The sequence below is a fragment of the Pseudomonas sp. IPO3749 genome (assembly GCF_013386605.1).
Classification (GTDB): Bacteria; Pseudomonadota; Gammaproteobacteria; order Pseudomonadales; family Pseudomonadaceae; genus Aquipseudomonas; species Aquipseudomonas azotoformans_A.
Genome location: NZ_JACARN010000085.1, coordinates 1 through 23,190, shown reverse-complemented (window position 1 = coordinate 23,190; position 23,190 = coordinate 1). Strand labels below are relative to the sequence as shown.

General features: G+C 60.1%; 22 protein-coding genes. 15 read left to right on the top strand and 7 right to left on the bottom strand.

Features of this window, described 5'->3' with window-relative positions; genetic code table 11:
- On the top strand, positions 1 to 871 hold an 871-nt coding region (locus HX812_RS27755; RefSeq protein ID WP_306173396.1), incomplete at its 5' end, for a type VI secretion IcmF C-terminal domain-containing protein.
- Between the two features lie 8 nt (positions 872 to 879).
- Here HX812_RS27755 and HX812_RS27750 read toward each other — a convergent pair.
- On the bottom strand, positions 880 to 1,827 hold the full coding sequence (locus HX812_RS27750; protein ID WP_038845276.1) for a DUF1853 family protein: 948 nt from the start codon (positions 1,825 to 1,827) through the stop codon (positions 880 to 882).
- 144 nt (positions 1,828 to 1,971) lie between these two features.
- On the opposite strand from HX812_RS27750, the gene HX812_RS27745 reads away from it, so the two are divergent.
- Genes HX812_RS27745 through pepN form a run of 6 tightly spaced genes read left to right on the top strand, consistent with a single transcriptional unit; the run spans position 1,972 to position 8,472 of the window.
- The gene (locus HX812_RS27745) at positions 1,972 to 2,862 is read left to right on the top strand and encodes an NAD(+) kinase (protein ID WP_038845279.1); all 891 of its coding nucleotides are present in this window, start codon (positions 1,972 to 1,974) and stop codon (positions 2,860 to 2,862) included.
- Positions 2,859 to 3,833: a metallophosphoesterase gene (locus HX812_RS27740; RefSeq protein WP_371318421.1), complete on the top strand. Its 975-nt coding sequence runs from the start codon at positions 2,859 to 2,861 to the stop codon at positions 3,831 to 3,833. Before HX812_RS27745 ends, HX812_RS27740 begins: the two co-directional genes overlap by 4 nt.
- Positions 3,830 to 4,699, top strand: coding sequence for a rhomboid family intramembrane serine protease (locus tag HX812_RS27735; RefSeq protein WP_038845283.1), 870 nt, complete (start codon positions 3,830 to 3,832; stop codon positions 4,697 to 4,699). Before HX812_RS27740 ends, HX812_RS27735 begins: the two co-directional genes overlap by 4 nt.
- A 14-nt stretch (positions 4,700 to 4,713) precedes the next feature.
- On the top strand, positions 4,714 to 4,974 hold the full coding sequence (locus HX812_RS27730; protein WP_033902243.1) for a YeaC family protein: 261 nt from the start codon (positions 4,714 to 4,716) through the stop codon (positions 4,972 to 4,974).
- Entirely contained in the window at positions 4,971 to 5,801 is an 831-nt protein-coding gene (locus HX812_RS27725) for a DUF2797 domain-containing protein (RefSeq protein ID WP_038845285.1), read from the top strand. Before HX812_RS27730 ends, HX812_RS27725 begins: the two co-directional genes overlap by 4 nt.
- A gap of 13 nt (positions 5,802 to 5,814) precedes the next feature.
- Complete coding sequence (gene pepN, locus HX812_RS27720; protein ID WP_038845286.1) at positions 5,815 to 8,472, top strand: aminopeptidase N; 2,658 nt, start codon at positions 5,815 to 5,817, stop codon at positions 8,470 to 8,472.
- Between the two features lie 53 nt (positions 8,473 to 8,525).
- Here pepN and HX812_RS27715 read toward each other — a convergent pair whose 3' ends face one another.
- Positions 8,526 to 9,572: an aldo/keto reductase gene (locus tag HX812_RS27715; RefSeq protein WP_038845287.1), complete on the bottom strand. Its 1,047-nt coding sequence runs from the start codon at positions 9,570 to 9,572 to the stop codon at positions 8,526 to 8,528.
- A gap of 160 nt (positions 9,573 to 9,732) precedes the next feature.
- Between HX812_RS27715 and HX812_RS27710 the strand changes: the two genes are divergently transcribed.
- The 4 genes from HX812_RS27710 (at position 9,733) to HX812_RS27695 (ending at position 12,622) form a co-directional block, all read left to right on the top strand.
- A complete protein-coding gene (locus tag HX812_RS27710; protein ID WP_038845289.1) occupies positions 9,733 to 10,449 on the top strand; it encodes a YafY family protein in 717 nt (238 codons plus the stop codon).
- 52 nt (positions 10,450 to 10,501) lie between these two features.
- The gene (locus HX812_RS27705; RefSeq protein WP_033897454.1) at positions 10,502 to 10,837 is read left to right on the top strand and encodes a nuclear transport factor 2 family protein; all 336 of its coding nucleotides are present in this window, start codon (positions 10,502 to 10,504) and stop codon (positions 10,835 to 10,837) included.
- A 15-nt stretch (positions 10,838 to 10,852) separates the two neighbouring features.
- Positions 10,853 to 11,956 carry a cell division protein ZapE gene (gene zapE / locus HX812_RS27700; RefSeq protein ID WP_038845292.1) on the top strand — a complete coding sequence of 368 codons (1,104 nt, stop codon included), beginning with the start codon at positions 10,853 to 10,855 and terminating at the stop codon, positions 11,954 to 11,956.
- Positions 11,957 to 12,130: 174 nt separating this feature from the next.
- Entirely contained in the window at positions 12,131 to 12,622 is a 492-nt protein-coding gene (locus HX812_RS27695) for a GNAT family N-acetyltransferase (protein WP_033897456.1), read from the top strand.
- Positions 12,623 to 12,719: 97 nt separating this feature from the next.
- On the opposite strand, the gene HX812_RS27690 is transcribed toward HX812_RS27695, so the two are convergent.
- The 4 genes from HX812_RS27690 to HX812_RS27675 form a co-directional block, all read right to left on the bottom strand.
- Complete coding sequence (locus tag HX812_RS27690; protein ID WP_038845293.1) at positions 12,720 to 12,923, bottom strand: hypothetical protein; 204 nt, start codon at positions 12,921 to 12,923, stop codon at positions 12,720 to 12,722.
- A 150-nt stretch (positions 12,924 to 13,073) separates the two neighbouring features.
- Positions 13,074 to 15,299, bottom strand: coding sequence for a TonB-dependent siderophore receptor (locus HX812_RS27685; RefSeq protein ID WP_038845294.1), 2,226 nt, complete (start codon positions 15,297 to 15,299; stop codon positions 13,074 to 13,076).
- Between the two features lie 114 nt (positions 15,300 to 15,413).
- On the bottom strand, positions 15,414 to 17,171 hold the full coding sequence (locus HX812_RS27680) for a phosphoethanolamine transferase CptA (protein ID WP_038845295.1): 1,758 nt from the start codon (positions 17,169 to 17,171) through the stop codon (positions 15,414 to 15,416).
- Between the two features lie 160 nt (positions 17,172 to 17,331).
- On the bottom strand, positions 17,332 to 17,511 hold the full coding sequence (locus HX812_RS27675) for a DUF6026 family protein (protein ID WP_256348963.1): 180 nt from the start codon (positions 17,509 to 17,511) through the stop codon (positions 17,332 to 17,334).
- A gap of 269 nt (positions 17,512 to 17,780) precedes the next feature.
- On the opposite strand from HX812_RS27675, the gene gnd reads away from it, so the two are divergent.
- From gnd to HX812_RS27660, 3 genes are read left to right on the top strand one after another with little or no spacing between them, the layout of a single operon-like run.
- Positions 17,781 to 18,764 carry a phosphogluconate dehydrogenase (NAD(+)-dependent, decarboxylating) gene (gene gnd, locus HX812_RS27670; protein ID WP_038845296.1) on the top strand — a complete coding sequence of 328 codons (984 nt, stop codon included), beginning with the start codon at positions 17,781 to 17,783 and terminating at the stop codon, positions 18,762 to 18,764.
- Positions 18,761 to 20,284, top strand: coding sequence for a glucose-6-phosphate dehydrogenase (gene zwf / locus HX812_RS27665; protein ID WP_038845297.1), 1,524 nt, complete (start codon positions 18,761 to 18,763; stop codon positions 20,282 to 20,284). The genes gnd and zwf overlap by 4 nt, the downstream gene beginning before the upstream one ends.
- Positions 20,281 to 21,105: a Cof-type HAD-IIB family hydrolase gene (locus HX812_RS27660; protein WP_038845300.1), complete on the top strand. Its 825-nt coding sequence runs from the start codon at positions 20,281 to 20,283 to the stop codon at positions 21,103 to 21,105. The genes zwf and HX812_RS27660 overlap by 4 nt, the downstream gene beginning before the upstream one ends.
- Before the next feature lie 66 nt (positions 21,106 to 21,171).
- On the opposite strand, the gene HX812_RS27655 is transcribed toward HX812_RS27660, so the two are convergent.
- Positions 21,172 to 21,432, bottom strand: a complete 261-nt coding sequence (locus tag HX812_RS27655; RefSeq protein WP_033897462.1) for a hypothetical protein — start codon at positions 21,430 to 21,432, stop codon at positions 21,172 to 21,174.
- A 342-nt stretch (positions 21,433 to 21,774) separates the two neighbouring features.
- On the opposite strand from HX812_RS27655, the gene HX812_RS27650 reads away from it, so the two are divergent.
- Positions 21,775 to 23,100, top strand: coding sequence for a sigma-54 dependent transcriptional regulator (locus tag HX812_RS27650; RefSeq protein ID WP_038845301.1), 1,326 nt, complete (start codon positions 21,775 to 21,777; stop codon positions 23,098 to 23,100).
- Positions 23,101 to 23,190: the final 90 nt, after the last annotated feature.

Genomic DNA, 23,190 nt, shown 5'->3' with positions numbered 1-23,190 from the left:
AGGTCGCAGCATCGACCTGAGCGACACGCAAGCGTATGGGAACTTATTGGCGGCCAGCCTGGGCTCGGAGTGGGGTGGGGCGGCACAAACGCTGTTCGTACAACCGCTTGAGCACGCTTGGCAACGTGTTTTGCAACCATCTGCCGCCGGGATCAATAGCCAATGGCAACGCTCAATCGTCAGCCATTGGAACGATGCGTTCGCCAGCCGCTATCCGTTCACAGCTACTACCAGTGACGCGTCTTTGCCGATGCTGGGCCAGATGATCCGTGCAGACTCTGGGCGCATCGAGCAGTTCTTGCAGCGGCAACTGAGCGGCGTGTTGCGCAAGGAGGGTAGCCGTTGGGTAGCCGATCCACGCCACAGCCAAGGGCTGCGCTTTAACCCGCAATTTCTGGCGGCCATCAACCAGCTCAGCGACCTGGCCGATGTGCTCTACACCGACGGCGGCATGGGGCTGAGCTTTGAGCTGCAAGGCAAGCCCGTGCGCGATGTGGTGCAAACCACCTTCATCCTCAACGGCGACAAACACCAGTACTTCAACCAGAAAGAGAGCTGGCAGCGTTTCAATTGGCCGGGGCACAGTGACTATCCCGGCGTGAGCCTGAGCTGGACCAGCCTGCTGGCCGGCGAACGGTTGTTCGGTGATTACCCCGGTACCTGGGGCCTCATCCGCTTGCTGGAAAAAGCCCAGGTCACGCCGCTGGACGATGGTGACAGCCGCTACCGCATGGTGCTCAAGGCTCCCGATGGTTTAAACCTGATTTGGCATCTGCGCACCGAGTTGGATGCGGGGCCGCTGGCGTTGCTCAAGTTGAGGGGTTTTAAATTGCCCCAGCAGATCTTCCTCAGCGAGAGCGGGGCCGGGTAGGGCGCAGGTCAGGTTTTACCTGGGACATCGGGCCAAAGATCCGCCACCAGAAACAACCGCTCGGCTTCCTCCCAATCCTCGTCCACTTGAACCATGCGCACCAACAACTGCGCCGGCGCCATCGGATCCAGCTCCGCCAGCCAGCCACGCATCTGTTCTTCACTCCAGACGTGATCCGCCGTGTAATGCGCTGGCGCCAACCACGCATGCCGGGGCAGGGGTTGCCAGCGGCCGGGTTGGCTACGGCTGACAAACGCTTGCCAATCGCGCTGATGCAACCAGCGCCCACGCAAATGGTGCGGATGGGCGCCAGTGGGGGCTTGGGCCTCGCCAGGCCAGGGATACAGCAGATAACCGCCGAGCCACAAATGCGCATCGAACTGCTGGATATCCAACGCCGCCAACGCCTCGCGACTTTCCGCCCGCGCTGAGATGGGCAGTTGGTGCTGGGCCAGGTGCGCCAGTTTTCGATCCAGCCGGTCATGACAGCCAGGTCCCAACCACTGCGCCGTGTCCTGGCCATTGCCATCCTGCGGCCCGAGATAGAGTTTGATCGCCAGTTCCAGGTGATGCACGCCGTCGCGGTCACGCAGCAACATGTCCAACTCGCCCAAGGTATGCCCGGCACGCCGAATCGGCAGGTTGGCCGCCAGCAACTCAACCCCCGGCGCATGCTGCACGGCGAACTGCCACAAGCGTTCGTAATACAGGCCCAGGCGCCGGGTGCGCGACTGGCTCAACCACTGCTGCAAGGTGCTGCTGTCCCGGTCGAGTTGGCGCAACCACTGCTCCAGTAAATGCGGGGCCTGCACCCAATCGCTACCGGCAAGCGGATGGCGTTGCGGCCAAGGTGTCTGCGCCAGCATCGGCGGGGCGAGCATCACCCACGCCAGGTCGCGCACTTCGGGGTGGCGCAGCTGGCGGGGCAGGTTATGCAGATCCGGGAACACAGTCATGGTCCGAGCATAGCCTTTTAAGTGCCGGGCAGGTGGCTGAGAACCATTGTCATCAAGGCGTCACGGCGACAAAGGATTTTGCCTGGGGCGGCCTTTCGCCCATAATCCTTCTTTTTGCCACACCCCACATCCCGCAGGAGCCCCATGGAGCAATTTCGCAATATCGGCATTATCGGTCGCCTGGGCAGTACCCAGGTGTTGGACACCGTCCGCCGGCTGAAAAAATTCCTGCTGGACCGCCACCTGCATGTGATCCTCGAAGACACCATCGCTGAAATCCTCCCCGGCCACGGCCTGCAGACCTCGTCACGCAAGATGCTCGGCGAAGTCTGTGACATGGTGATTGTGGTCGGCGGCGACGGCAGCTTGTTGGGGGCCGCCCGTGCCTTGGCGCGGCATAACGTGCCGGTGCTGGGGATCAACCGCGGCAGCCTGGGTTTCCTTACCGATATCCGCCCGGATGAGCTGGAAGTCGAAGTGGCCAAGGTGCTTGATGGCCATTACCTGGTGGAGAACCGCTTCCTGCTGCAAGCCGAAGTGCGCCGCCACGGCGAAGCCATCGGCCAGGGCGACGCCCTGAATGACGTGGTGCTGCACCCTGGCAAGTCAACGCGGATGATCGAGTTCGAACTCTATATAGACGGCCAGTTCGTGTGCAGCCAGAAGGCTGACGGCCTGATTGTAGCCACGCCCACCGGCTCCACCGCCTATGCGTTGTCGGCGGGTGGCCCGATCATGCATCCCAAGCTGGATGCCATTGTGATCGTGCCGATGTACCCCCATATGTTGTCGAGCAGGCCGATTGTGGTCGACGGCAACAGTGAGCTGAAAATCGTGGTGTCCAAAGACATGCAGATCTACCCGCAGGTGTCGTGTGACGGGCAGAACCATTTCACCTGCGCCCCCGGTGACACCATCACCGTGAGCAAGAAGGCACAGAAGTTGCGGTTGATCCACCCGCTGGACCACAACTACTACGAAGTGTGCCGCACCAAGCTGGGCTGGGGCAGCCGCTTGGGGGGTGGAGGCGACTGATGCTCGATCCCGCGCGTAGCTACGACCTGATTGGTGACGTGCACGGTTGCGCCCACACCCTTGAGCATTTGCTCGACCGGTTGGGCTACCACAAGCAGGGTGGCACCTGGCGCCATCCTTCGCGCATGGCGGTGTTCCTCGGCGATATCATCGACCGTGGCCCGCGCATTCGCGAGGCGCTGCATATCGTCCACGACATGGCCGAGGCCGGCCAGGCGCTGTGCATCATGGGCAACCATGAATTCAACGCCCTGGGCTGGACCACGCCGGCACCGCCAGGCAGTGGCAAGCAGTTTGTGCGCGAGCACAACCCACGGCACGCGCGGTTGATCCACGAGACCCTGACCCAGTTCGAACACCACCCGGGCGACTGGCATGATTTCCTGGGCTGGTTCTACGACATGCCGCTGTTTGTCGACGCTGGGCGTTTCCGTGTGGTGCATGCGTGCTGGGACGAGGGCTTTATCCAGCCGCTGCGCGCGACCTTCCCCGACGGCTGCATCGACGCGCATTTCCTGCAGGCTGCCGCCGTGCCGGGCAGTTTTGCCTGCAACGCCTTCGACCGGTTGCTGCGCGGCACCGACATGCGCCTGCCCGATGGCCTCACGCTGACCGGCGGCGATGGCCTGACGCGCTCGTTCTTTCGCACCAAGTTCTGGGAAGACGACCCCAAGACCTACGGCGACATCGTGTTCCAGCCCGACGCGTTGCCGGAACCGGTAGCGCGTACGCCGTTGTCTTCCACCGAAAAGAATTCCCTGCTGCGCTACGGCGTCGACGAACCCTTGTTGTTCGTCGGTCACTACTGGCGCAGCGGCAAACCGGCGCCGATCCGCGAGAACCTGGCTTGCCTGGACTACAGCGCCGTGCTGTACGGCAAGCTGGTGGCTTATCGCCTGGATCAGGAAACCCGCCTGGATCCGAGTAAATTCGTATGGGTCGACGTTGAGCGCCCCGAGGTCATCAAATGAGTACCGTGGCTGTATTGCGCCTGCCCCTGAGTGTTGACCTGGGCGGCTTTGTCCAGTTGCTGCAACGCATGCAAGTGCCCCACCGCGTCAGCGAAGAGGCGGGCGAGCAGGTGTTGTGGGTGCCGGAAACCATCAGCGACGACGTGCGAGTGCTGTATCAACGCTTTCCAGCGGGTGACCCGGACCAGCAACTGGATATTCCCGAGCAGGCACCGATCAAGCGCCCTGGGTTTCTCCAGCAACTGCGGCACAGCCCGTTAACCGCGTTGGTGCTGCTGGCAAGTATCATCGTGGGCGCCGTGACCCTGCTCGGTGAAAACCTGCAAGCCATGAGCTGGCTGACGTTCCTGCAGTTTCGCATCATCGGCGAGTACATTCAGTTCACGCCGCTGGCCGATAGCCTGGCAGCGGGGCAGTGGTGGCGCCTGGTCACGCCGATGCTGATCCACTTCGGCATCCTGCACCTGGCCATGAACGGCATGTGGTACTGGGAGCTGGGGCGGCGCATCGAAGCGCGCCAGGGCAGCATCAACTTGCTGGGCCTGACGCTGTTGTTCAGCCTGGTGTCGAACTACGCTCAATACGTTTTTGGCGGCCCTGGCCTGTTCGGTGGGTTGTCCGGCGTGCTGTATGGCCTGCTCGGGCATTGCTGGATTTTTCAATTACTCTCGCCCAACCCGGCCTATCGCCTGCCCCGTGGGGTGCTGGTGATGATGCTGGTATGGCTGCTGCTTTGCCTGTCGGGGCTGGTCTCGATGATCGGTTTCGGCGAAATCGCCAACGCTGCCCATGTCGGCGGCCTGGTTATCGGTTGCCTGACGGGTTTGCTGGGCGGGCTGTACAGCCGCCGCAAAGCCTCTCTTTGATAAGGAAGAGCCTTATGTCCTCTTTTGCTGAAATGATCGAAAACATCACCCCGGATATTTACGAGAGCCTCAAGCTCGCTGTGGAAATCGGCAAGTGGTCTGATGGCCGCAAGCTCTCCGCCGAACAGCGCGAGCTGTCGTTGCAGGCCATGATCGCCTGGGAAATCCAGAACCTGCCGGAAGAGCAGCGCACCGGCTACATGGGCCCGCAGGAATGTGCGTCCAAGTCGGCTCCGGTGCCGAACATCCTGTTCAAGTCGGATGCGATCCATTGATTGAAATTGGTCGCGGTGCAGTCAGCAAAATGTCGGCGCAACTCGGTGAGCCGACCGTTCAATACGCGTTTCGCCTGGGCGATGTCGAGGTGCCGGTCAACCCGTTGATCGGTACCCACGTACGCCTGGAATACCTCGGTGCCATCCATTGCAGCCATTGCGGCCGCAAGACCAAGACCAGCTTCAGCCAGGGTTACTGCTACCCGTGCATGACCAAGCTGGCCCAGTGTGACCTGTGCATCATGAGCCCCGAACGTTGTCATTACGACGCCGGCACCTGCCGCGATCCGGGCTGGGGCGAAAAATTCTGTATGACCGACCACGTGGTGTACCTGGCGAATTCGTCGGGGATCAAGGTCGGCATCACCCGCGCCACCCAGTTGCCGACGCGCTGGCTGGACCAGGGTGCGAGCCAGGCGCTGCCGATCATGCGCGTGGCGACCCGCCAGCAGTCTGGTTTCGTCGAAGACCTGTTTCGCAGCCAGGTCGCCGACAAGACCAACTGGCGTGCGCTGCTCAAGGGCGATGCCCAAGCCGTCGACCTCAAGCAGGTGCGCGATGAGCTGTTCGCCTCCTGCGCCGAAGGCTTGCTCGGTTTGCAGGAACGCTTTGGCCTGCAGGCTATCCAAGCGGTAACCGACATTGAGCCGATCGAAATCCGCTACCCGGTCGAGCAGTATCCGGCCAAGATCGTCAGCTTCAACCTGGACAAGAACCCGATTGCCGAAGGCACGCTGCTGGGGATCAAGGGCCAATACCTGATCTTCGACACCGGCGTTATCAACATTCGTAAGTACACGGCCTACCAGCTCGCCGTGCATCAGTAGAAGGATGCCACCCATGCGCACCGAACAACCGAAGATGATCTACCTGAAGGACTATCAGGCGCCGGACTACCTGATCGAAGAGACGCACCTGACCTTCGAGTTGTTCGAGGACCACAGCCTGGTCCACGCGCAACTGGTGATGCGCCGCAACCCTGAGCGCGGCGCCGGTTTGCCGCCATTGGTGCTGGACGGCCAGCAGCTTGAGCTGTTGAGCGTGAACCTTGCCGACCAGGAATTGGGCGCTGATGACTACCAGTTGACCGACAGCCACCTGACGGTGCAGCCGACCAGTGCGACCTTTACCCTGGACACCACGGTAAAAATCCACCCGGAAACCAACACCGCCCTGGAAGGCCTGTACAAGTCCGGCAGCATGTTCTGCACCCAGTGCGAGGCCGAAGGTTTCCGCAAGATCACTTATTACCTCGACCGCCCGGACGTGATGAGCACCTTCACCACCACGGTGATCGCCGAGCAGCATCGCTACCCGATCCTGCTGTCCAACGGCAACCCGATTGCCAGCGGCCCCGGTGAAGATGGCCGCCACTGGGCGACCTGGGAAGACCCGTTCAAGAAGCCGGCGTACCTGTTTGCCCTGGTGGCCGGTGATTTGTGGTGTGTCGAAGACACCTTCACCACCATGACGGATCGTGATGTGGCGCTGCGCATCTACGTCGAGCCGGAAAACATCGACAAGTGCCAGCACGCCATGACCAGCCTGAAAAAATCCATGCGCTGGGACGAAGAAACCTACGGTCGCGAGTACGACCTCGACATCTTCATGATCGTGGCGGTGAACGACTTCAACATGGGCGCCATGGAAAACAAGGGCCTGAACATCTTCAACTCCAGCGCCGTGCTGGCCCGCGCCGAAACCGCTACCGACGCCGCGCACCAGCGGGTCGAGGCGATCGTCGCCCACGAATACTTCCACAACTGGTCGGGCAACCGCGTGACTTGCCGCGACTGGTTCCAGCTGTCGCTCAAGGAAGGCTTCACCGTTTACCGTGACTCGCAGTTCTCCGCCGACATGAACTCGGCCACGGTCAAGCGCATCCAGGACGTGGCGTACCTGCGTACCCACCAGTTTGCCGAAGATGCCGGCCCGATGGCCCACGCGGTGCGTCCGGACAGCTTTATCGAAATCTCCAACTTCTACACCTTGACTGTGTACGAAAAGGGCTCGGAAGTTGTGGGCATGATCCACACCTTGCTCGGTGCCGAAGGCTTCCGCAAAGGCAGCGACCTGTACTTCGAACGCCATGACGGCCAGGCCGTGACCTGTGATGATTTCATCAAGGCCATGGAAGACGCCAATGGCGCCGACCTGACCCAGTTCAAGCGCTGGTACAGCCAGGCCGGCACGCCACGCCTGGCGGTGAGCGAGTCCTACGGCGCCACGGCGAAAACCTACAGCCTGAACTTCCGCCAGAGCTGCCCGGAAACCCCGGACAAAGTGGAAAAACTGCCGTTCGTGATTCCGGTGGAACTGGGCTTGCTGGACGGGAAGGGCACCGGTATCGCCTTGCGCCTGGCCGGGGAAGCGGTGGCTGGCGCGACATCCCGTGTTATTTCCGTGACTGAAGCCGAGCAGACCTTCACCTTCGTCGATATTCCTGAGCAGCCATTGCCTTCGCTGCTGCGCGGTTTCTCGGCACCGGTGAAGCTGAGCTTCCCGTACAACCGCGATCAACTGATGTTCCTGATGCAGCATGACAGCGACGGCTTCAACCGCTGGGATGCCGGCCAGCAGTTGTCGGTGCAGGTATTGCAGGAACTGATCGCTCAGCATCAGCAGGGCCAGGTGTTGCACATGGATCAGCGTTTGATCACCGCGCTGCGCGGCGTGTTGAGCGACGAAAGCCTGGATCAAGCCATGGTTGCAGAGATGCTGTCGTTGCCGGGTGAAGCCTATCTGACCGAAATCAGCGAAGTAGCGGATGTGGATGCCATCCACGCCGCCCGTGAATTTGCCCGCAAGCAACTGGCGGACAACCTGCACGAAGCGCTGTGGCTGCGATATCAGGCCAATCGCGAGCTGTCCAAGCAAACGCCGTATGTGGCAGCGGCCGAGCACTTTGCCCGTCGCGCCTTGCAGAACATTGCGCTGTCGTACCTGATGCTCAGCGGCAAGCCGGAAGTGTTGGCGGCGACTCTCGAACAGTTCGACACCGCCGACAACATGACCGAGCGCCTGACCGCGCTGGCGGTGCTGGTGAATTCGCCGTTCGAAGCGGAGAAGGCCCAGGCCCTGGCGGTGTTTGCCGAGAACTTCAAGGACAACCCGCTGGTCATGGACCAGTGGTTCAGCGTACAGGCCGGCAGTACCTTGCCGGGCGGGCTGGCGCGGGTGAAGGCGTTGATGGAGCATCCCGCGTTCACGCTGAAGAACCCGAACAAGGTGCGTGCATTGATTGGCGCGTTTGCCGGGCAGAACCTGATCAACTTCCATGCGGCGGACGGTTCGGGTTATCGCTTCCTGGCAGACCTGGTGATCGAGTTGAATGGCTTCAACCCGCAGATCGCGTCGCGCCAGTTGGCGCCGTTGACCCGCTGGCGCAAATACGACAGCGCGCGCCAGGCGCTGATGAAGGCGGAGCTGGAGCGCATTCGGGCTTCGGGTGAGCTGTCGAGCGATGTGTTTGAGGTGGTCAGCAAGAGCCTGGCTTAAGCGGGATCGCTGAATAAAAAAACGGCCTGTTCGACAGGCCGTTTTTTTTCGCCTCAGATAACGGGTGGGCGAGGAGTGTCCAGGCCGTGATCGATGGGGAAACGCTCGGCGATGATGCCGTGCGGTACACCTAGAGGTATAGCGCTGGCGTTGTCGAGACGGCTGACTTGCTCGGCCGACAGTTGCACAGTCAGCGCGCCCAAGGTGCTGTCCAGTTGGGCGCGAGTGCGTGAGCCCAGGATCGGGATCAGTGCGGTGGTGGAGCGGCGCGCCTTTTCTCGCAGCCAGGCGATGGCAACGTGGGTTGGCGAGGCGTCCACTTCGGCGGCGACTGCCAGCAGGGTATCCAACACGGCGGTTTCACGGGCACTGTGTTCGGCGTGCACCAGGATCCCGAGTTTGTTGGCGCGGTTGTCGTCCTGGGTGTTGCGGTACTTGCCGGTGAGGAAGCCGCCGCCGAGGGGCGACCACAGGGTGGCAGCCAGGCCCAGGGCTTCGGCCATCGGCAGCAGTTCGCGGTCGGCGGTGCGCTCGACCAGGCTGTATTCCACCTGAATGCCGATGATCGGCGCGAAGTTGCGCACTTCGGCCAGCAGGTCGGCGCGGGCAATGCGCCAGGCCGGGAAGTTGGAAAGGCCGGCGTAGTGGATCTTGCCGGCACGGACGAGGTCATCGAGGCCGCGCAGGATCTCTTCCATGGGCGTGACGTTGTCGCTCATGTGCGCCCAGAGCAGGTCGATGCGGTCGGTGTTCAGACGCTTCAGACTTTCTTCCACCGAGCGAACCAGGTTCTTGCGGTTGTTGCCGAGCTTGATCGTGCCTTCATCCGACGGCTGAGTGCGCAGGGTGTACTTGGTGGCCACTACCAGGTTGTCGCGCTCGGTGGCGATAAATTCACCCAGCAGTTTTTCAGCCTGGCCAAACTGGTAGCCGTTGGCGGTATCGAGGAAGTTGCCGCCGGCTTCCAAGTAGCCGTCGAAAATCTGTTTGGCTTCATCGCGCTCGGCGCCATGGCCCCAGCCCGTACCGAAATTACCGGTGCCCAAGGCCAGTTCAGATACCTGCAGACCGCTGCGGCGGCCAAAGACTTTATTGCGCATACAAGGACTCCTGAGGCAGTGATGTTCCATACATGTCTAGCAACATGTATTAAATATGATCGCTATAATTTATTCGGTCAAGGGCCTTTTTCACTGCTGACGTTTTCTGACAGGGGGCTCTGCTAAGCTGTGGCACTTTTGTTTTCTGGCGGGGCTTTCCGTGTCGCGTACCACTCGTCTACTGACTTTGCTCCAGGCTTTGCGCGGTAAGAAACGCCCGGTGACGGCTGCCGTGTTGGCGGCGCAGCTGGAGGTGTCCGAGCGCACGCTTTACCGTGATATCGCGGAATTAACGGCGCTGGGAGCGCCGATTTTCGGCGAGGCGGGGGTAGGTTATGTGCTGCGCAGCGGGTTGTTTCTCCCGCCATTGATGCTGAACGCCGAGGAAACCGAGGCCATCGTGCTGGGCTTGCGCTACGTGGACCAGCGTGGCGATGAGGTACTCAGCCGTGCCGCCGCCAACGCCTTGGCAAAAATCGCCGATGTGCTCGACCCCGCCGCCCAGGAAGCCTTGCGCAACCCGACGGTGTTGCCCGGCCCGCCTGGGTTCGGTTACCCGGAGAACCGCGTGCCGCTGAATGTGTTTCGCGAGGCCATTCGCAATCAGGCCAAGCTGCATATCGATTACGCGGACGCCAGCCAAACCCAGAGCCAGCGCCTGATCTGGCCCCTGGCCCTGGGTTTCCTGAATGAAGTGCGGGTGATTGTGGCCTGGTGTGAGTTGCGTGGCGCGTATCGCACCTTTCGTACCGACCGCGTGGCGAGCGCGCAAGCCCATGGCGAGCGTTATCCGGGGCGGCGCAGTGACTGGCTGCGCGGCTGGCGCAAGCTGATGGAACAGAATGAGTCCGGGCCGTTTACTCCTGACAAAAACTGACACAACCCTGGCTTAGCATGGCGTCACAAATCATCAAGAAAGGAGCTGTGCCATGTCTATTCCTGAGTTGGCACCGGCCATCGTGGCCTACCTCGAAGCCGCCAATGCCCGTGACACCTCGGCGGTCGCCCGCTGTTTTGCCGACGACGCCAATGTGTTCGACGAGGGGCAGCATCAAGTTGGCACTGCTGCCATCGCGCGCTGGATGGAAGACACCGCGCGCCGTTACCAGCCAAGGGTCGAAGTGCTCAAGGTGCAACACCGTACGGGCAAAGTATTGGTTAGCAACGTGGTGTCCGGCAATTTTCCCGGCAGCCCCTTGGAGCTGCGCTACACCTTTCGCTTGAACGAACAGGGCAAGATTTCGCGGCTGGATATTTCCCTGTAGGTCATACTGGCGGGCATGACTTTCGACTCGCCCCTTGCGGCCTACCAACACGCCATCGCTCAACAGGGCTTCGTGGCCGACGACGCCCAGCGCCGCGCGGTGGATGCGCTGCAAACCTGCCATGAAGCCTTGCACCAAGGCCGTACGCCGATCACAGGCGTTTACCTGTGGGGGCCGGTGGGCCGTGGCAAGACCTGGCTGATGGATCAGTTCTACCAAAGCCTGAGGGTGCCGGCGCGTCGCCAGCATTTTCACCACTTCATGGGCTGGGTGCATCAACGCCTGTTTCACCTGACCGGCACGCACGATCCTTTGCAGGCGCTTGCTCGGGAATTGAGCCGGGAAGTGCGGGTGCTGTGCTTTGACGAACTGTTCGTCAATGACATCGGGGACGCGATTATCCTGGGGCGCCTGTTTCAGGTGATGTTCGAGGAAGGCGTGGTGATGGTCTGCACCTCCAACCAACCGCCCGACCAGCTGTATGCCGATGGTTTTAACCGCGAGCGGTTACTGCCGGGAATTGCGGCCATACAACAGCACCTGCAGGTGGTCGCGGTGGATGGGGGAGAGGATCACCGGTTGCATCCGGGTGTGAGCCTTCAACGCTATTGGGTCAATCAGCCCGAGGCGCTGGCCGGCGTGTTCAAGCAATTGGCCGACGGCCAGCCAACCCGCAGCGGGCCGGTTGCTGTGGGGCATCGCTCTATCGTTGCGGTGCAATCGAGCGACACTGTGCTGTGGTGCCGTTATGCCGATCTGTGCGAGCAACCCTTGGCCGCCATGGATTTCATGCTGATCTGCGATCGTTTCAAGGCGATCCTGCTGGGCGAAGTGCCTAACCTTAGCGCGCAAAAACGACCTGGTCGGATCGCCCGTGGTACCGAAGATGGTGCGCAGCGAGTGGTCGCAGGTGATCGCGAATTGCCCGAGCTGTCGGTGCACGATGACAGCGTGCGGCGGTTTATCGCCTTGGTGGACGAGTGCTACGACCGTAAAGTGCCGTTATACATTGAGGCGCAGGTGCCGCTCGAACAGCTCTATACCGAGGGTTACCTGGAGTTTCCCTTCCGCCGTACCTTGAGCCGCCTGCAAGAAATGCAATTGCAGCGTTTTGCCTGAGGCCTGTGCGAAGAAACCTGCGGAGCGGGCAGTGCCGACCTTTTTAGGGCGATAACCTGGGCGTTTTCAAACGCCTATTTGTAGTTAATCTCCTTCAGTTAACGGCGCGTCCACGCTTACAATCATGCCTCTCAAAGGGAGCCGAATCCCTTGTTGCCGTTATCGAGGAAGGAAATGGACACCCCTGACATCCTGGTGCTGCAAGCCAGCTACACCAATGCCGTGCATGCCGAAGCCATCGCTTTGGTGCTCAATCATTACGCCGAAGATCCCATGGGGGGAGGGCACAGCCTGGACCCGGATTTGCTGGCGCAGTTGCCGGCAGAATTGGCCAAGCGTGCGCACGCGTTCAGCGTATTGGCATTTGTGAACGGAGAGCCGGCCGGGCTGGTGAATTGTTTTGAAGGGTTCTCGACCTTCGCCTGCCGCCCATTGGTCAACGTGCACGACGTGGTGGTGATGGATCAATTCCGTGGCTTGGGCTTGAGTCAGAAAATGCTGCAAAAGGTCGAGGAAATCGCCCGTCAACGCGGCTGCTGCAAGATCACCCTGGAAGTGCTTGAGGGTAATGAAGTGGCGAAGTCGGCTTATCGCAAGTTCGGCTTTGATGGCGCCAAGTTTGATCCGGCTTATGGTGCAATGTTGTTTTGGAATAAGCCTTTATAAACTATTGGGTTAAACCCGAAATAAAAAAAGGCGCCACTGAGTGGCGCCAAATTAGCCCTTGTCAACGGAGCGGAATGACAAAGGTGTTAACGTTGCCTTAACTTTTTGGTTGCGCTGTATCATTCGCGTTTGACTGCTTTACATCGCTGGAGGCTGTTTGTTCGGCTGTGCCGTTCGCCTTGTCCTGCATGAACTTGAAGTTGGCATAAAACTCTTTGGAGCGCTCTGCGCCGCCCTCGGCGAAGGCAGCAGCGGAGGTCAGGGTCATCAAGCCAGCAAGCATCAGAGTTGAGAGTTTCATCGTCGGTAGTCCCATAAGTGTGATCGGTGTCTGTTCTCTTAGATCAGACTCGTGGGGCCGATTATGTGCAGGGTCGATTAAGCGAAGCTTAACTGGATAGCGTCCAACCTTAACGATTTCGTTAAGGTTGGAGTGTGCGCGGAGTGTGTTTTAAAGCTTCCAATCCAGTGCAAGCGTTACAGTACGCGGGTCGCCCCAATAAACGCCGTTATAAAAGCCGACGCGTTCGTAATATTTTTTATCAAATAGATTGTTGACGTTGATCGACGCCGAAACCTGCTCGTCAAACTGGTAGCGCGACATCAGGTTGACCACGGTGTAGGCCTGTTGGGTGATTTTCGCGCGCTCGGTCACTAGCCTACTGCCCACGCGTTCCCCTGTAGGCCTGTTGCTGAATTCGTAGATATCGCTTTGCCAGTTGACCGCGCCGCCCACCGTCAGGTTGCGCCATGCCCCCGGCAACCGGTAGGCGCTGGAGACCTTCACCAGGTTGAGCGGTTGCCCGGTGTTGTTGCGCTTGTCCGTGCCATTCACCGAGTGGGTATAGGTGTAGCCTGCCGTCAGGTTCCAGTCCGGCATCACTTCGCCGGCGACCTCCAATTCGAAGCCGTTGACCTTGTTACCTTTGCCGCCGGACTTGTAGTACTCCTCACCGGTGGTTGGGTTTGGTGGCACCGAATAATCCCGTTCGGCAACGTTGTCCTGCTTGCTCCAGAAATACGCGGCCGCGACGTTCAGGCGCTCATTCAACAGACTCCCCTTGAGGCCGACCTCATAGTTGCTGCCCACCACCGGCTCCAGGTATTTGTTGCTGACGTCCTTGAGGCTCTGCGGCTTGAAAATGTCGGTGTAGCTCGCGTAAACGGTGTACTCCGGCGTGATGTCGTAAAGCAAGCCAGCGTAGGGCGTCCACATATCGTTGTGGGTCTGGCGGGTCTTGTTGGTTCTGAGTAGCTGATCATTGCCATCGTATTCAGGCGCCGCGCTTTCCAGTTCCCAGCTGCCATAGCGGCTTCCGAGTACTGCATGCAGGCGGTCGGTGAGGCTCAGGCGCGTAGCCAGGTAACCGGCTTTCTGTTGCTTGCTGCTGTGCTCGCCCTTGAGGTCGGTGACGGTGTCGCCGAACTTGCCGATCCCGCCCATGTATTTCCAGTCTTCGATTGTGTAGTAGCTGTCCGGAATGTTGCTGCGCATCACCGGAGACACGTCGCGCTGTGTCGCCTCGCCATACCCCATCATCAGTGCATGTTCGCGGCCCAACAGGGCGTAGCTGCCGGCGAGGTTGAGGTCTACCGCTTCCATTCTCGAGGTGCCGCGCATGTGGCTCGCCCAGGCGGTCATGCCGCTGCGGTCGTCATTGGGGAAACCCGCGCCGCCGTAGTACACCTTGCCATCCGTGTCGCTTTGGCGATGGGTATAGGCCGCTTTCAAATGCCAGTCACCGCCGAGCCGGTGATCGAGGGTGGCAAAGGTGGTCTTGTCTGTGAGCGGCCAGGAACTCCAGTGCGCCGCCATATTGGTGGAGCGGGACAGCCCGGCCTTGCCTCCCTGGCTGTTCCAGTAGGGCACGGTGCCCCAGGAGGTGCCTTGGACCTGCTTGTTCTGGTAATCAAAGCCTACGGCCAAGACCGTATCGTCTGATAGGTCGCCTTCAAGGATGCCGTAGCCGACCGCCCGTTGCAGCCCGTAATTGTCGCGAAAGGATTGGCTGTCGCGGTAGGCCAATACCGTCCGTCCGCGCAGCTTGCCGTCAAATGCCAGCGGACCGCCCACGTCTACGTAGCTGTAGTAGTTGTCATAGCTGCCGGCCTTGACCCCGGTTTGCGCTTGCCATTGGGCCGTCGGGCGTTTGCGCACCATATTGACCGTGGCGGAAGGGTCTCCGGCGCCGGTGGTCAAGCCCGTGGCGCCGCGCACCACTTCGATGTGGTCATAGATGATGGTGTCGGAATCGGACTTCATGTAGCCAAACGTGTTGAGCATCCCGTCAATCTGGAAGTTGCTGATGCCATAGCCGCGCGATGAATAGGACACACGGTCCGAGTCATTGTGCTGGACGTTGACCCCTGTGGTCTGGCGCAACACCTCGGTCAAGGTATTGAGATTGAAGTCGTCCATCTGCTGGCGAGTGATCACCGAGATCGATTGCGGGGTTTCCTTGACGGACAGGTTGAGGCGGGTGGCGGTACTCATGGAGCCGGTGGTGTAGGCCCCGGTGTGTTCGGTGGTGGCGCCCAGGCCTTCGGCGGAGATGCGGGTGGCGCCCAGCTCGAGGGCTTTGTTTTCGGGGTCGGTTTCAGCCAACAGAGCAGGGCTGGTGGCCACACTGAAGAGGCCCAGGGTGAGGGTCATGGAACGGGTGAAAGGCGCGAACATCGCGGAAGACTCCTTGTCGTCTTTGCGGCCTTTCCGGTCGGAAAAGGCCATGGTTCAAAGACGAAAGGAGGGGAGGAACTTTAGGGTTAAACGAGAATGATTGTTATCTTTCTGTTACAGCGCCGGTTTTTCCTGAAGTACAACGTCGGTGGGGCTGACTTTTTTTGGTTTGATCAGGCTGAAGTCGATCAGCGGTTTTTGCTGGCGCAGATAGGGGTTGCCGATCATTTGCGGGCGCGGCGTGAAGCTGTCGCTCACCAGGCTTTTCGTACGGTCCAGCTCTTTGAAGCTCAGCCCGGCAAGGTCCGCCCAGGTGTGAATCAACTGCGAACTGCTGTAGGGCCGCCGTAAATCGCCGGCAAAGCTCCAGTCGTGGGTTTCCCGCCATTTTGGCGAGGCATACGCCATGAACGGAATGGTGTACATCGGCGCAGTCGGCTTGGCTTCGTTACGGCCCAGGGTCGCGTGGCCCGCCGAGTCGAACACGTCTTCGCCGTGGTCCGACAGGTACAGCAGGAAGCCATTGGGGTCAGTCTTGGCGTAGTCCTTGATCAGGCTCGACACCACGAAGTCGTTGTACAGCACGGCGTTGTCGTAGCTGTTGTAGGTGGGCAACTGATCGTCGGTCACGCCTGCCGGCACGCCCTGGCGGTCGGTGAATTTGTCGAAGGTCGGCGGGTAGCGGTATTGGTAGCTCATGTGGGTGCCCAGCAAGTGGACCACAATGAATTTACGCTCCGCAGGATCCGCCAGCGCCTTGGAAAACGGTGCCAGCACATCGCCGTCGTATTGGCGGGCGTTCTGGTTGCGGTTGTTGTTCAGGTACACCTGTTCATCGGCCTGTTCGGAAAAGGTCGTGAGCATGGTGTTGCGCTTGGTCATGGTCTGCTGGTTGGTGATCCAGTAGGTCTTGTAGCCCGCCTGTTTCATCACGCTGACAATCGACGGCGTCTTCAGGTACAGGTCCGGGTTTTCCTCGTCGGCGAACGTCAGTACCTGTTGCAACGCCTCGATGGTGTAGGGGCGCGGGGTGATGACATTGTCGAACACCGCCAGTTGGTCGCGCAGTTTGTCCAACTCTGGCGTGGTGTTGCGCGGGTAGCCGTAGAGGCTCATGCGCTGGCGGTTGGTCGACTCACCGATGACCAGCACCAACGTGGACGGCTGGCCGGCCATGGTGTCCTTCAGGTTGGTCAGGGGCGGAATCTGGCTGGCGCTGTCGAGCATGCCTTGCATGTTGTCCAGCTGCTCGGTGTAGCGGCGGTAAGCGACGATCATCTGCCACGGCACGGCGGGTTCGATGCGCGATTCAAAGCGGTCGATGGCATCGTCGAGGGTGTCGCTGCGGGCGATCTGCTTGACCAGCGGGTAACCGACGATGCCCACCAGAATCGCCGTCGCCGCTATCAGTGCCTGACCGCGTGGCAGGTACACCGGTCTTACCCGGGTCCATAGGAAAATGGCGACGGCGGTGTGGGCAACAAACGCCAGCACGATCCACCAGGCGAAATATTGGGTCGCGTATTCACCGGCTTCAGAGATGTTCGACTCGAACATGATGAAGATGACGCTTTGGGAGAATTCCTGCTGATAAATGAAGAAGTAACCCAGGCTGGCCATGGAACAGGCCCACAAGACCACACCGATCAAGGCGGCGAGCAAGCGCGTACGACGGGGGAATATCAGCAGTGGCGCCAACCAGATCGCACTCATGAAAAAGGCCTGGCGGAAACCACTGAAACCGGAGGTGCCACTGAGCTGAATCAGCAGTTGGGTAATACCCGAGAAGTACCAGAAAAACAGAAATAGCCAGCCAAGACCGGCCCAATCAAAGCCTTTCGCAGACTTCGTGCTGCGTTCGAACATCGCCATCCAGCGCTCCAACCCGATATTTTTTCAGTCGACACGCAGGGCTGCGCGCAACAGAGGCCACCCTTGCATGGGGTGGCCCTTCGGGCGGGAGTATCGGGAGAGGCGTGTGAAAACTTTGTGAGATTTTTGTAGGCGTAATCTTACAAAGCGATGTCAGGGGTTAGCACAGCAGTGGCTGGGCGCCGGAGGGCTGTTCCAACTGGGCTTGGATGATGTGCGTGCGCAGGCGCAAGACTTCTTGCTGCAACTGTTCGCGCTCGTCTTTCAACTGGCGCAACTCGTCGCGTCGAATGGTGACGTAGAGGGTCTGTGGCGGACGATTCATCTGTGCAGTGCTCATTGCTTACCTCGCAAATAGCCGGTGTGTCGCGGTGTGCCAGAACACTTGAGTCGAGGTTCTCGGCAGCAGTCAGGACAATTCTGAATTCTTTTTTCGGGTAATGGAACTTTTTTATTTTTGATGGTCGTGTGACTTTTTGTGCCGTGATGCTGAAATGGTGGCAGCTTTTTTCCATGAAACTACATCGATATCCGCCTGACTAACCCTCATTGGCCTCATTGCGCTATAAACTATGCACACATTTTTTTAGTAGTTAGGAGCATCAGCACATGCAACTGGGGATTATCGGACTAGGCCGCATGGGCGGGAATATTGCACGGCGCCTGATGCTCAATGGGCATACCACCGTTGTTTACGACCGTAACGAAGCCTTTGTGAAAGGCCTGAGCGAAGAGGGCGCCACCGGCGTTGCCGACCTCAAGGCCCTGGTGGCTGGGCTGCAAAAGCCGCGCACCGTATGGGTGATGCTGCCAGCCGGCGCACCGACCGAAGACACCATCAATGAATTGAGCACGCTGCTGGAAGACGGTGACGCCATCATCGACGGCGGTAACACCAACTATAAGGACGACGTTCGCCGCGCCAAGTCCCTGGCGGAAAAAGGCCTGCACTATGTTGACGTCGGCACCTCCGGCGGCGTCTGGGGCCTGGAGCGTGGCTACTGCATGATGATCGGTGGCGACGCCGAGACCGTGCAGCGCCTCGATCCGATCTTCAAGAGCCTCGCCCCAGGCCTGGGCAATATCCCGCGCACCAAGGACCGTTCAGACAGCGCTGACCCGCGCGCCGAGCAAGGCTACATCCACGCAGGCCCTGCGGGCTCCGGGCACTTCGTCAAGATGATCCACAACGGCATCGAGTACGGGATGATGCAGGCGTTTGCCGAAGGCTTTGACATCCTCAAGACCAAGAACTCGGAAAACCTGCCCGAAGACCAACGCTTCGACCTGAATGTGGCCGATATCGCTGAAGTCTGGCGCCGTGGCAGCGTGGTCTCGTCCTGGCTGTTGGACCTGACCGCCGACGCCCTGGCCACTGACCCGAAACTCGACGGTTACTCCGGCTCCGTGGCCGACAGTGGCGAAGGCCGCTGGACCATCGAAGCCGCCATGGAACAAGCCGTGCCGGTGCCGGTACTGTCCACTTCGCTGTTCGCACGCTTCCGTTCGCGTCAGCAGAGCACTTACGGTGACAAAATGCTGTCTGCCATGCGCTTCGGCTTTGGTGGCCACGTGGAGACTTCCAAAAAATGACCGCCAACGGCAAGAAACCCAAGGCCGAACCTGCTCCGCCCACCACACTGTTTCTGTTTGGTGCCCACGGTGATCTTGTCAAGCGCCTGCTCATGCCGGCGCTGTACAACCTCAGCCGTGATGGGCTGCTGGGCGACGGCCTGCGCATTGTCGGCGTTGATCACAACGCCATCAGCGACGCCGACTTCGCCAAGAAACTCGAAGACTTCATTCGCACCGAAGCGGCGAGCAAGGTCAGGGGTAATGGCGAAGACGCCTTGGATCCTGGGTTGTGGGCGCAACTGGCCAAAGGCATCAGCTACGTCGAGGGGGATTTCCTCGACGACAGCACCTACGCCGACATCGGCAAGAAGATCGCTGACAGCGGCACGGGTAACGCGGTGTTCTACCTGGCCACCGCACCGCGCTTCTTCAGTGACGTGGTGCAGCGCCTGGGCAGTGCCGGCCTGCTGACGGAAACTGACGACAGCTTCCGTCGCGTGGTGATCGAGAAGCCCTTCGGCTCCGACCTGGCCACCGCCGAGGCGTTGAACGCCAGCCTGCTCAAGGTGATGAGCGAGAAGCAGATCTATCGCATCGACCATTACCTGGGCAAGGAAACGGTGCAGAACATCCTGATCAGCCGTTTCTCCAACGTGCTGTTCGAAGCGTTCTGGAACAACCATTACATTGACCACGTGCAAATCACCGCCGCTGAAACCGTCGGTGTGGAAACCCGTGGCAACTTCTTCGAGAAGACCGGCACCCTGCGCGACATGGTGCCCAACCACCTGTTCCAGTTGCTGGCGATGGTTGCCATGGAACCGCCCGCGGCCTTTGGCGCCGACGCCGTGCGCGGTGAAAAGGCCAAGGTGATCGGCGCTGTGCGCCCCTGGTCCCTTGAGGATGCACGGGCCAACTCGGTACGCGGTCAGTACACCGCCGGTGAAATCGGCGGTAAGCCACTGCCGGGCTATCGCGAAGAAGCCAACGTGGCGCCTGACAGCAGCACCGAGACGTTCGTTGCCCTCAAGGTGATGATCGACAACTGGCGCTGGGTCGGCGTACCGTTTTACCTGCGTACCGGCAAGCGCATGAGTGTGCGTGACACCGAAATCGTCATCTGCTTCAAGCCTGCTCCGTATGCGCAATTCCGCGATACAGAAGTGGATGAGCTCAAGCCCACCTACCTGAAAATCCAGATCCAACCCAATGAAGGCATGTGGTTCGACCTGTTGGCGAAAAAGCCTGGGCCGACCCTGGAAATGGCCAACATCCAGTTGGGCTTTGACTACAAGGACTTCTTCGAGATGCAGCCGTCGACCGGGTACGAAACCCTGATCTACGACTGCATGACCGGCGACCAGACCTTGTTCCAGCGCGCGGACAACATCGAGAACGGTTGGCGAGCCGTGCAGCCATTCCTCGATGCGTGGAAGGAAGATGACGGGATCCAGGCCTACAAGGCCGGTGAAGACGGCCCGGCTGCGGCCGATGCGTTGCTCGCCCGTGATGGTCGCACCTGGCATAGCCTCGGATGAGTGACGCCGCGATCCATCCCATCCGTTTTATCTTGAGTGACGTGGACGGCACCTTGCTGCATCCCGATCACAGCCTCAGCCAACGTACCGCTGACGCGGTGCGGGCCTTGCGTGACAGCGGGGTGTTTTTCAGCCTGGCCAGCGGGCGCCCGCCCAAGGCGATGCTGCACCTGATCGAAACCTTCGGCATCGATGTGCCCGTGGCTGGTTTTAACGGTGGCACGCTGATCAACCCGGATGGCAGCATCCTGGTTGCCCATCATCTGCCGGCAGAAGCGGCGCTGGTGACCCTGGCGCTGTTCTCGGCGGAGCCGGATGTGGAAGTCTGGGTGTTTGCCGATGGCGACTGGCTGCGCCGCGACCCGCCAGGGCCGATGGTGCAGCGCGAGGCCGATGGCCTGGGCTACGGGCCGATTGTGGTAGAGAGTTTTGAGCCCTACCTGGACCGCGTGGATAAAATCGTCGCGGCCAGCAACAACACGCAATTGCTGGTGGAGCTGGAGGCGCGGTTGCAGCCCAAGGTGCAGGGGCTGGCTCAGGTGTCGCGTTCACAGCCGGTGTACCTGGATGTGACGGCGATGCTGGCCAACAAGGGCGAGGCCTTGAAAACGCTGGCTGCACACCTTGGCGTCCCGATGGAACAGACGGCAGCTATAGGTGATGGCGGCAATGATCCGGCAATGTTTCACGTGGCCGGCTTGTCGATTGCCATGGGCCAGGCTGAAGAAACCGTCAAGCGCCAGGCCAGCGTTGTAACCGGTAGTAATATCGAGGACGGGGCCGCAGAGGCCATTGAACGGTTTATTCTGGCCGCTCAATAAGCGTCACACGCTCTAACACCGAACTTGCGCTTATCTAAACCGATAAGCGCAAGTTGCCGTGTTGGATTACTTCGGCATTGCCCAGGATTGCAACTGGTAGCCACTTTTATCGAGTTCGGCGCGGGCCTGCAACAGCAGGTCTTCCAGTTGTGCCGGGTCGGTATAAGCGCTCGAAGACAGTTGTTTGCTGCCGATACGGTTGTTGGTGCGGTCGATGACGCTCAGGCTCAGGGCGCCATTGCCGTCATGCCAGGCCACGCACTGAAAGGGCTGGAAGGCACGGTCTGCGATCAAAAGAGCTTCGTTGATGCGGAGCGGGGCGTTCATGTGGGGTTCTCTCTCATTGCCCATTCAAGTGAGTGCCGGCGGTTGGGCTGACCGTGCGGCGGGTTACTTGTACTGATGCACGATGGCGGGGTACGGGTCACATGTTAGAGCAACTATTTTCAACTTTTAGTGATTAACGTCATGTAAGCGGCTGTTTTGAAAGCTGAATGAAAGTTTCGGTGTGGCCTGAAGTTTTTGCCCAGATACGCGCAAGTAGCTTTTTGCCGGGACTTATAGCGAATCGGTACAAGGCAGGCGTCAAGACCTTGCTAGTGTTAGCGCCAGGCGTCACAAACCGTTGTTTCTAAATAACTTTAACAATTTTGACGCCAAGGAATAGTCATGGTTGTTACACCTGTGCAGCGTCGCTTGCTCGTGGTCGACCCCTGTGACGACTGCCATGGGCTATTGCCCGGTTTACGCACCGCCGGGTGGGAGGTGGACAGCTGCACGTTGGAGGGCGTCGGCGACCGGTCCTGCGATGTCGGCCTGCTGCGGCTGCAGCCCTATCACCTGGAGCGTCCGGAAGCTGTCAAGGAGCTGATCGGCCGCAGCGGCACCGAGTGGATCGCCGTGCTCAGTCAAGACGTGTTGCGCCTGCAGAACGTCGGCGACTTCGTCTGTGAATGGTTCTTCGATTTCCATACCTTGCCGTTTGATGTCGCTCGCGTGCAGGTCACCCTTGGCCGTGCGTTCGGCATGGCACGCCTGCGGGGCAAGGGCCACACGCCGGTGGACGAGCCTGAGCATGAACTACTTGGAGACAGCCGACCCATCCGCGAACTGCGCAAGCTGCTCTCCAAACTGGCGCCCACCGAATCCCCGGTATTGATCCGTGGCGACAGCGGCACAGGCAAAGAACTGGTGGCCAAGACCCTGCACCGCCAATCCCAACGCCACGCCAAGCCGTTTGTGGCGATCAACTGCGGGGCGATTCCTGAAAACTTGATTCAATCCGAGTTGTTCGGTCATGAGAAGGGCGCGTTTACCGGCGCCCACCAGCGCAAGGTCGGGCGTATCGAAGCGGCCAACGGCGGTACCCTGTTTCTCGATGAGATCGGCGATCTACCGATGGAGCTGCAAGCCAACCTGCTGCGTTTTCTCCAGGAAAAACAGATTGAGCGCGTCGGCGGCAGTCAGCCGATTCCCGTTGATGTGCGGGTATTGGCCGCGACTCACGTCGACCTGGAAGCCGCCGTGGAGAAGGGCACCTTCCGCGAAGATTTGTATTACCGCCTCAATGTCCTGCAAGTGGTTACTGCCCCCTTGCGTGATCGTCACGGCGACGTGGCGATGCTGGCCAATCATTTTTCACGCTTCTACAGCCAGGAAACCGGCCGCCGCCCGCGCAGTTTCAGTGACGATGCGCTGGTGGCGATGGGCGAACATGCCTGGCCAGGCAACGTGCGCGAGCTGGCCAACCGCGTCCGCCGCGGCCTGGTACTGGCCGAAGGGCGCCAGATAGAAGCCGTTGATCTGGGATTACAGGGCCAACAGGCAATTTCGCCGCCTATGGCTACACTGGAAGACTACAAGCACCGCGCCGAACGTCAGGCGCTGTGCGACGTGCTCAACCGGCACAGCGACAACCTGAGTGTGGCAGCCCGTGTACTGGGGGTTTCCCGACCCACGTTCTACCGGTTGCTGCACAAACACCAGATCCGCTAGGGCGGGTAAACCGAAAAGCCCCGCAACGACCCTTATCGTTGCGGGGCTTTTCCTTGTGTGGTTGTAGTGAGCGGGCTTGCCCCGCGCTGG

What these genes read in the sequence shown, in the direction of transcription:
- HX812_RS27750 (WP_038845276.1), bottom strand. Translation starts at nt 1,827, where the DNA reads ATGACTGTGTTCCCGGATCTGCATAACCTGCCCCGCCAGCTGCGCCAC.
- HX812_RS27745 (WP_038845279.1), top strand. Translation starts at nt 1,972, where the DNA reads ATGGAGCAATTTCGCAATATCGGCATTATCGGTCGCCTGGGCAGTACC.
- HX812_RS27735 (WP_038845283.1), top strand. Translation starts at nt 3,830, where the DNA reads ATGAGTACCGTGGCTGTATTGCGCCTGCCCCTGAGTGTTGACCTGGGC.
- HX812_RS27730 (WP_033902243.1), top strand. Translation starts at nt 4,714, where the DNA reads ATGTCCTCTTTTGCTGAAATGATCGAAAACATCACCCCGGATATTTAC.
- pepN (WP_038845286.1), top strand. Translation starts at nt 5,815, where the DNA reads ATGCGCACCGAACAACCGAAGATGATCTACCTGAAGGACTATCAGGCG.
- HX812_RS27715 (WP_038845287.1), bottom strand. Translation starts at nt 9,572, where the DNA reads ATGCGCAATAAAGTCTTTGGCCGCCGCAGCGGTCTGCAGGTATCTGAA.
- HX812_RS27705 (WP_033897454.1), top strand. Translation starts at nt 10,502, where the DNA reads ATGTCTATTCCTGAGTTGGCACCGGCCATCGTGGCCTACCTCGAAGCC.
- zapE (WP_038845292.1), top strand. Translation starts at nt 10,853, where the DNA reads ATGACTTTCGACTCGCCCCTTGCGGCCTACCAACACGCCATCGCTCAA.
- HX812_RS27695 (WP_033897456.1), top strand. Translation starts at nt 12,131, where the DNA reads ATGGACACCCCTGACATCCTGGTGCTGCAAGCCAGCTACACCAATGCC.
- HX812_RS27690 (WP_038845293.1), bottom strand. Translation starts at nt 12,923, where the DNA reads ATGAAACTCTCAACTCTGATGCTTGCTGGCTTGATGACCCTGACCTCC.
- HX812_RS27685 (WP_038845294.1), bottom strand. Translation starts at nt 15,299, where the DNA reads ATGTTCGCGCCTTTCACCCGTTCCATGACCCTCACCCTGGGCCTCTTC.
- HX812_RS27680 (WP_038845295.1), bottom strand. Translation starts at nt 17,171, where the DNA reads ATGGCGATGTTCGAACGCAGCACGAAGTCTGCGAAAGGCTTTGATTGG.
- HX812_RS27675 (WP_256348963.1), bottom strand. Translation starts at nt 17,511, where the DNA reads ATGAGCACTGCACAGATGAATCGTCCGCCACAGACCCTCTACGTCACC.
- gnd (WP_038845296.1), top strand. Translation starts at nt 17,781, where the DNA reads ATGCAACTGGGGATTATCGGACTAGGCCGCATGGGCGGGAATATTGCA.
- zwf (WP_038845297.1), top strand. Translation starts at nt 18,761, where the DNA reads ATGACCGCCAACGGCAAGAAACCCAAGGCCGAACCTGCTCCGCCCACC.
- HX812_RS27660 (WP_038845300.1), top strand. Translation starts at nt 20,281, where the DNA reads ATGAGTGACGCCGCGATCCATCCCATCCGTTTTATCTTGAGTGACGTG.
- HX812_RS27655 (WP_033897462.1), bottom strand. Translation starts at nt 21,432, where the DNA reads ATGAACGCCCCGCTCCGCATCAACGAAGCTCTTTTGATCGCAGACCGT.
- HX812_RS27650 (WP_038845301.1), top strand. Translation starts at nt 21,775, where the DNA reads ATGGTTGTTACACCTGTGCAGCGTCGCTTGCTCGTGGTCGACCCCTGT.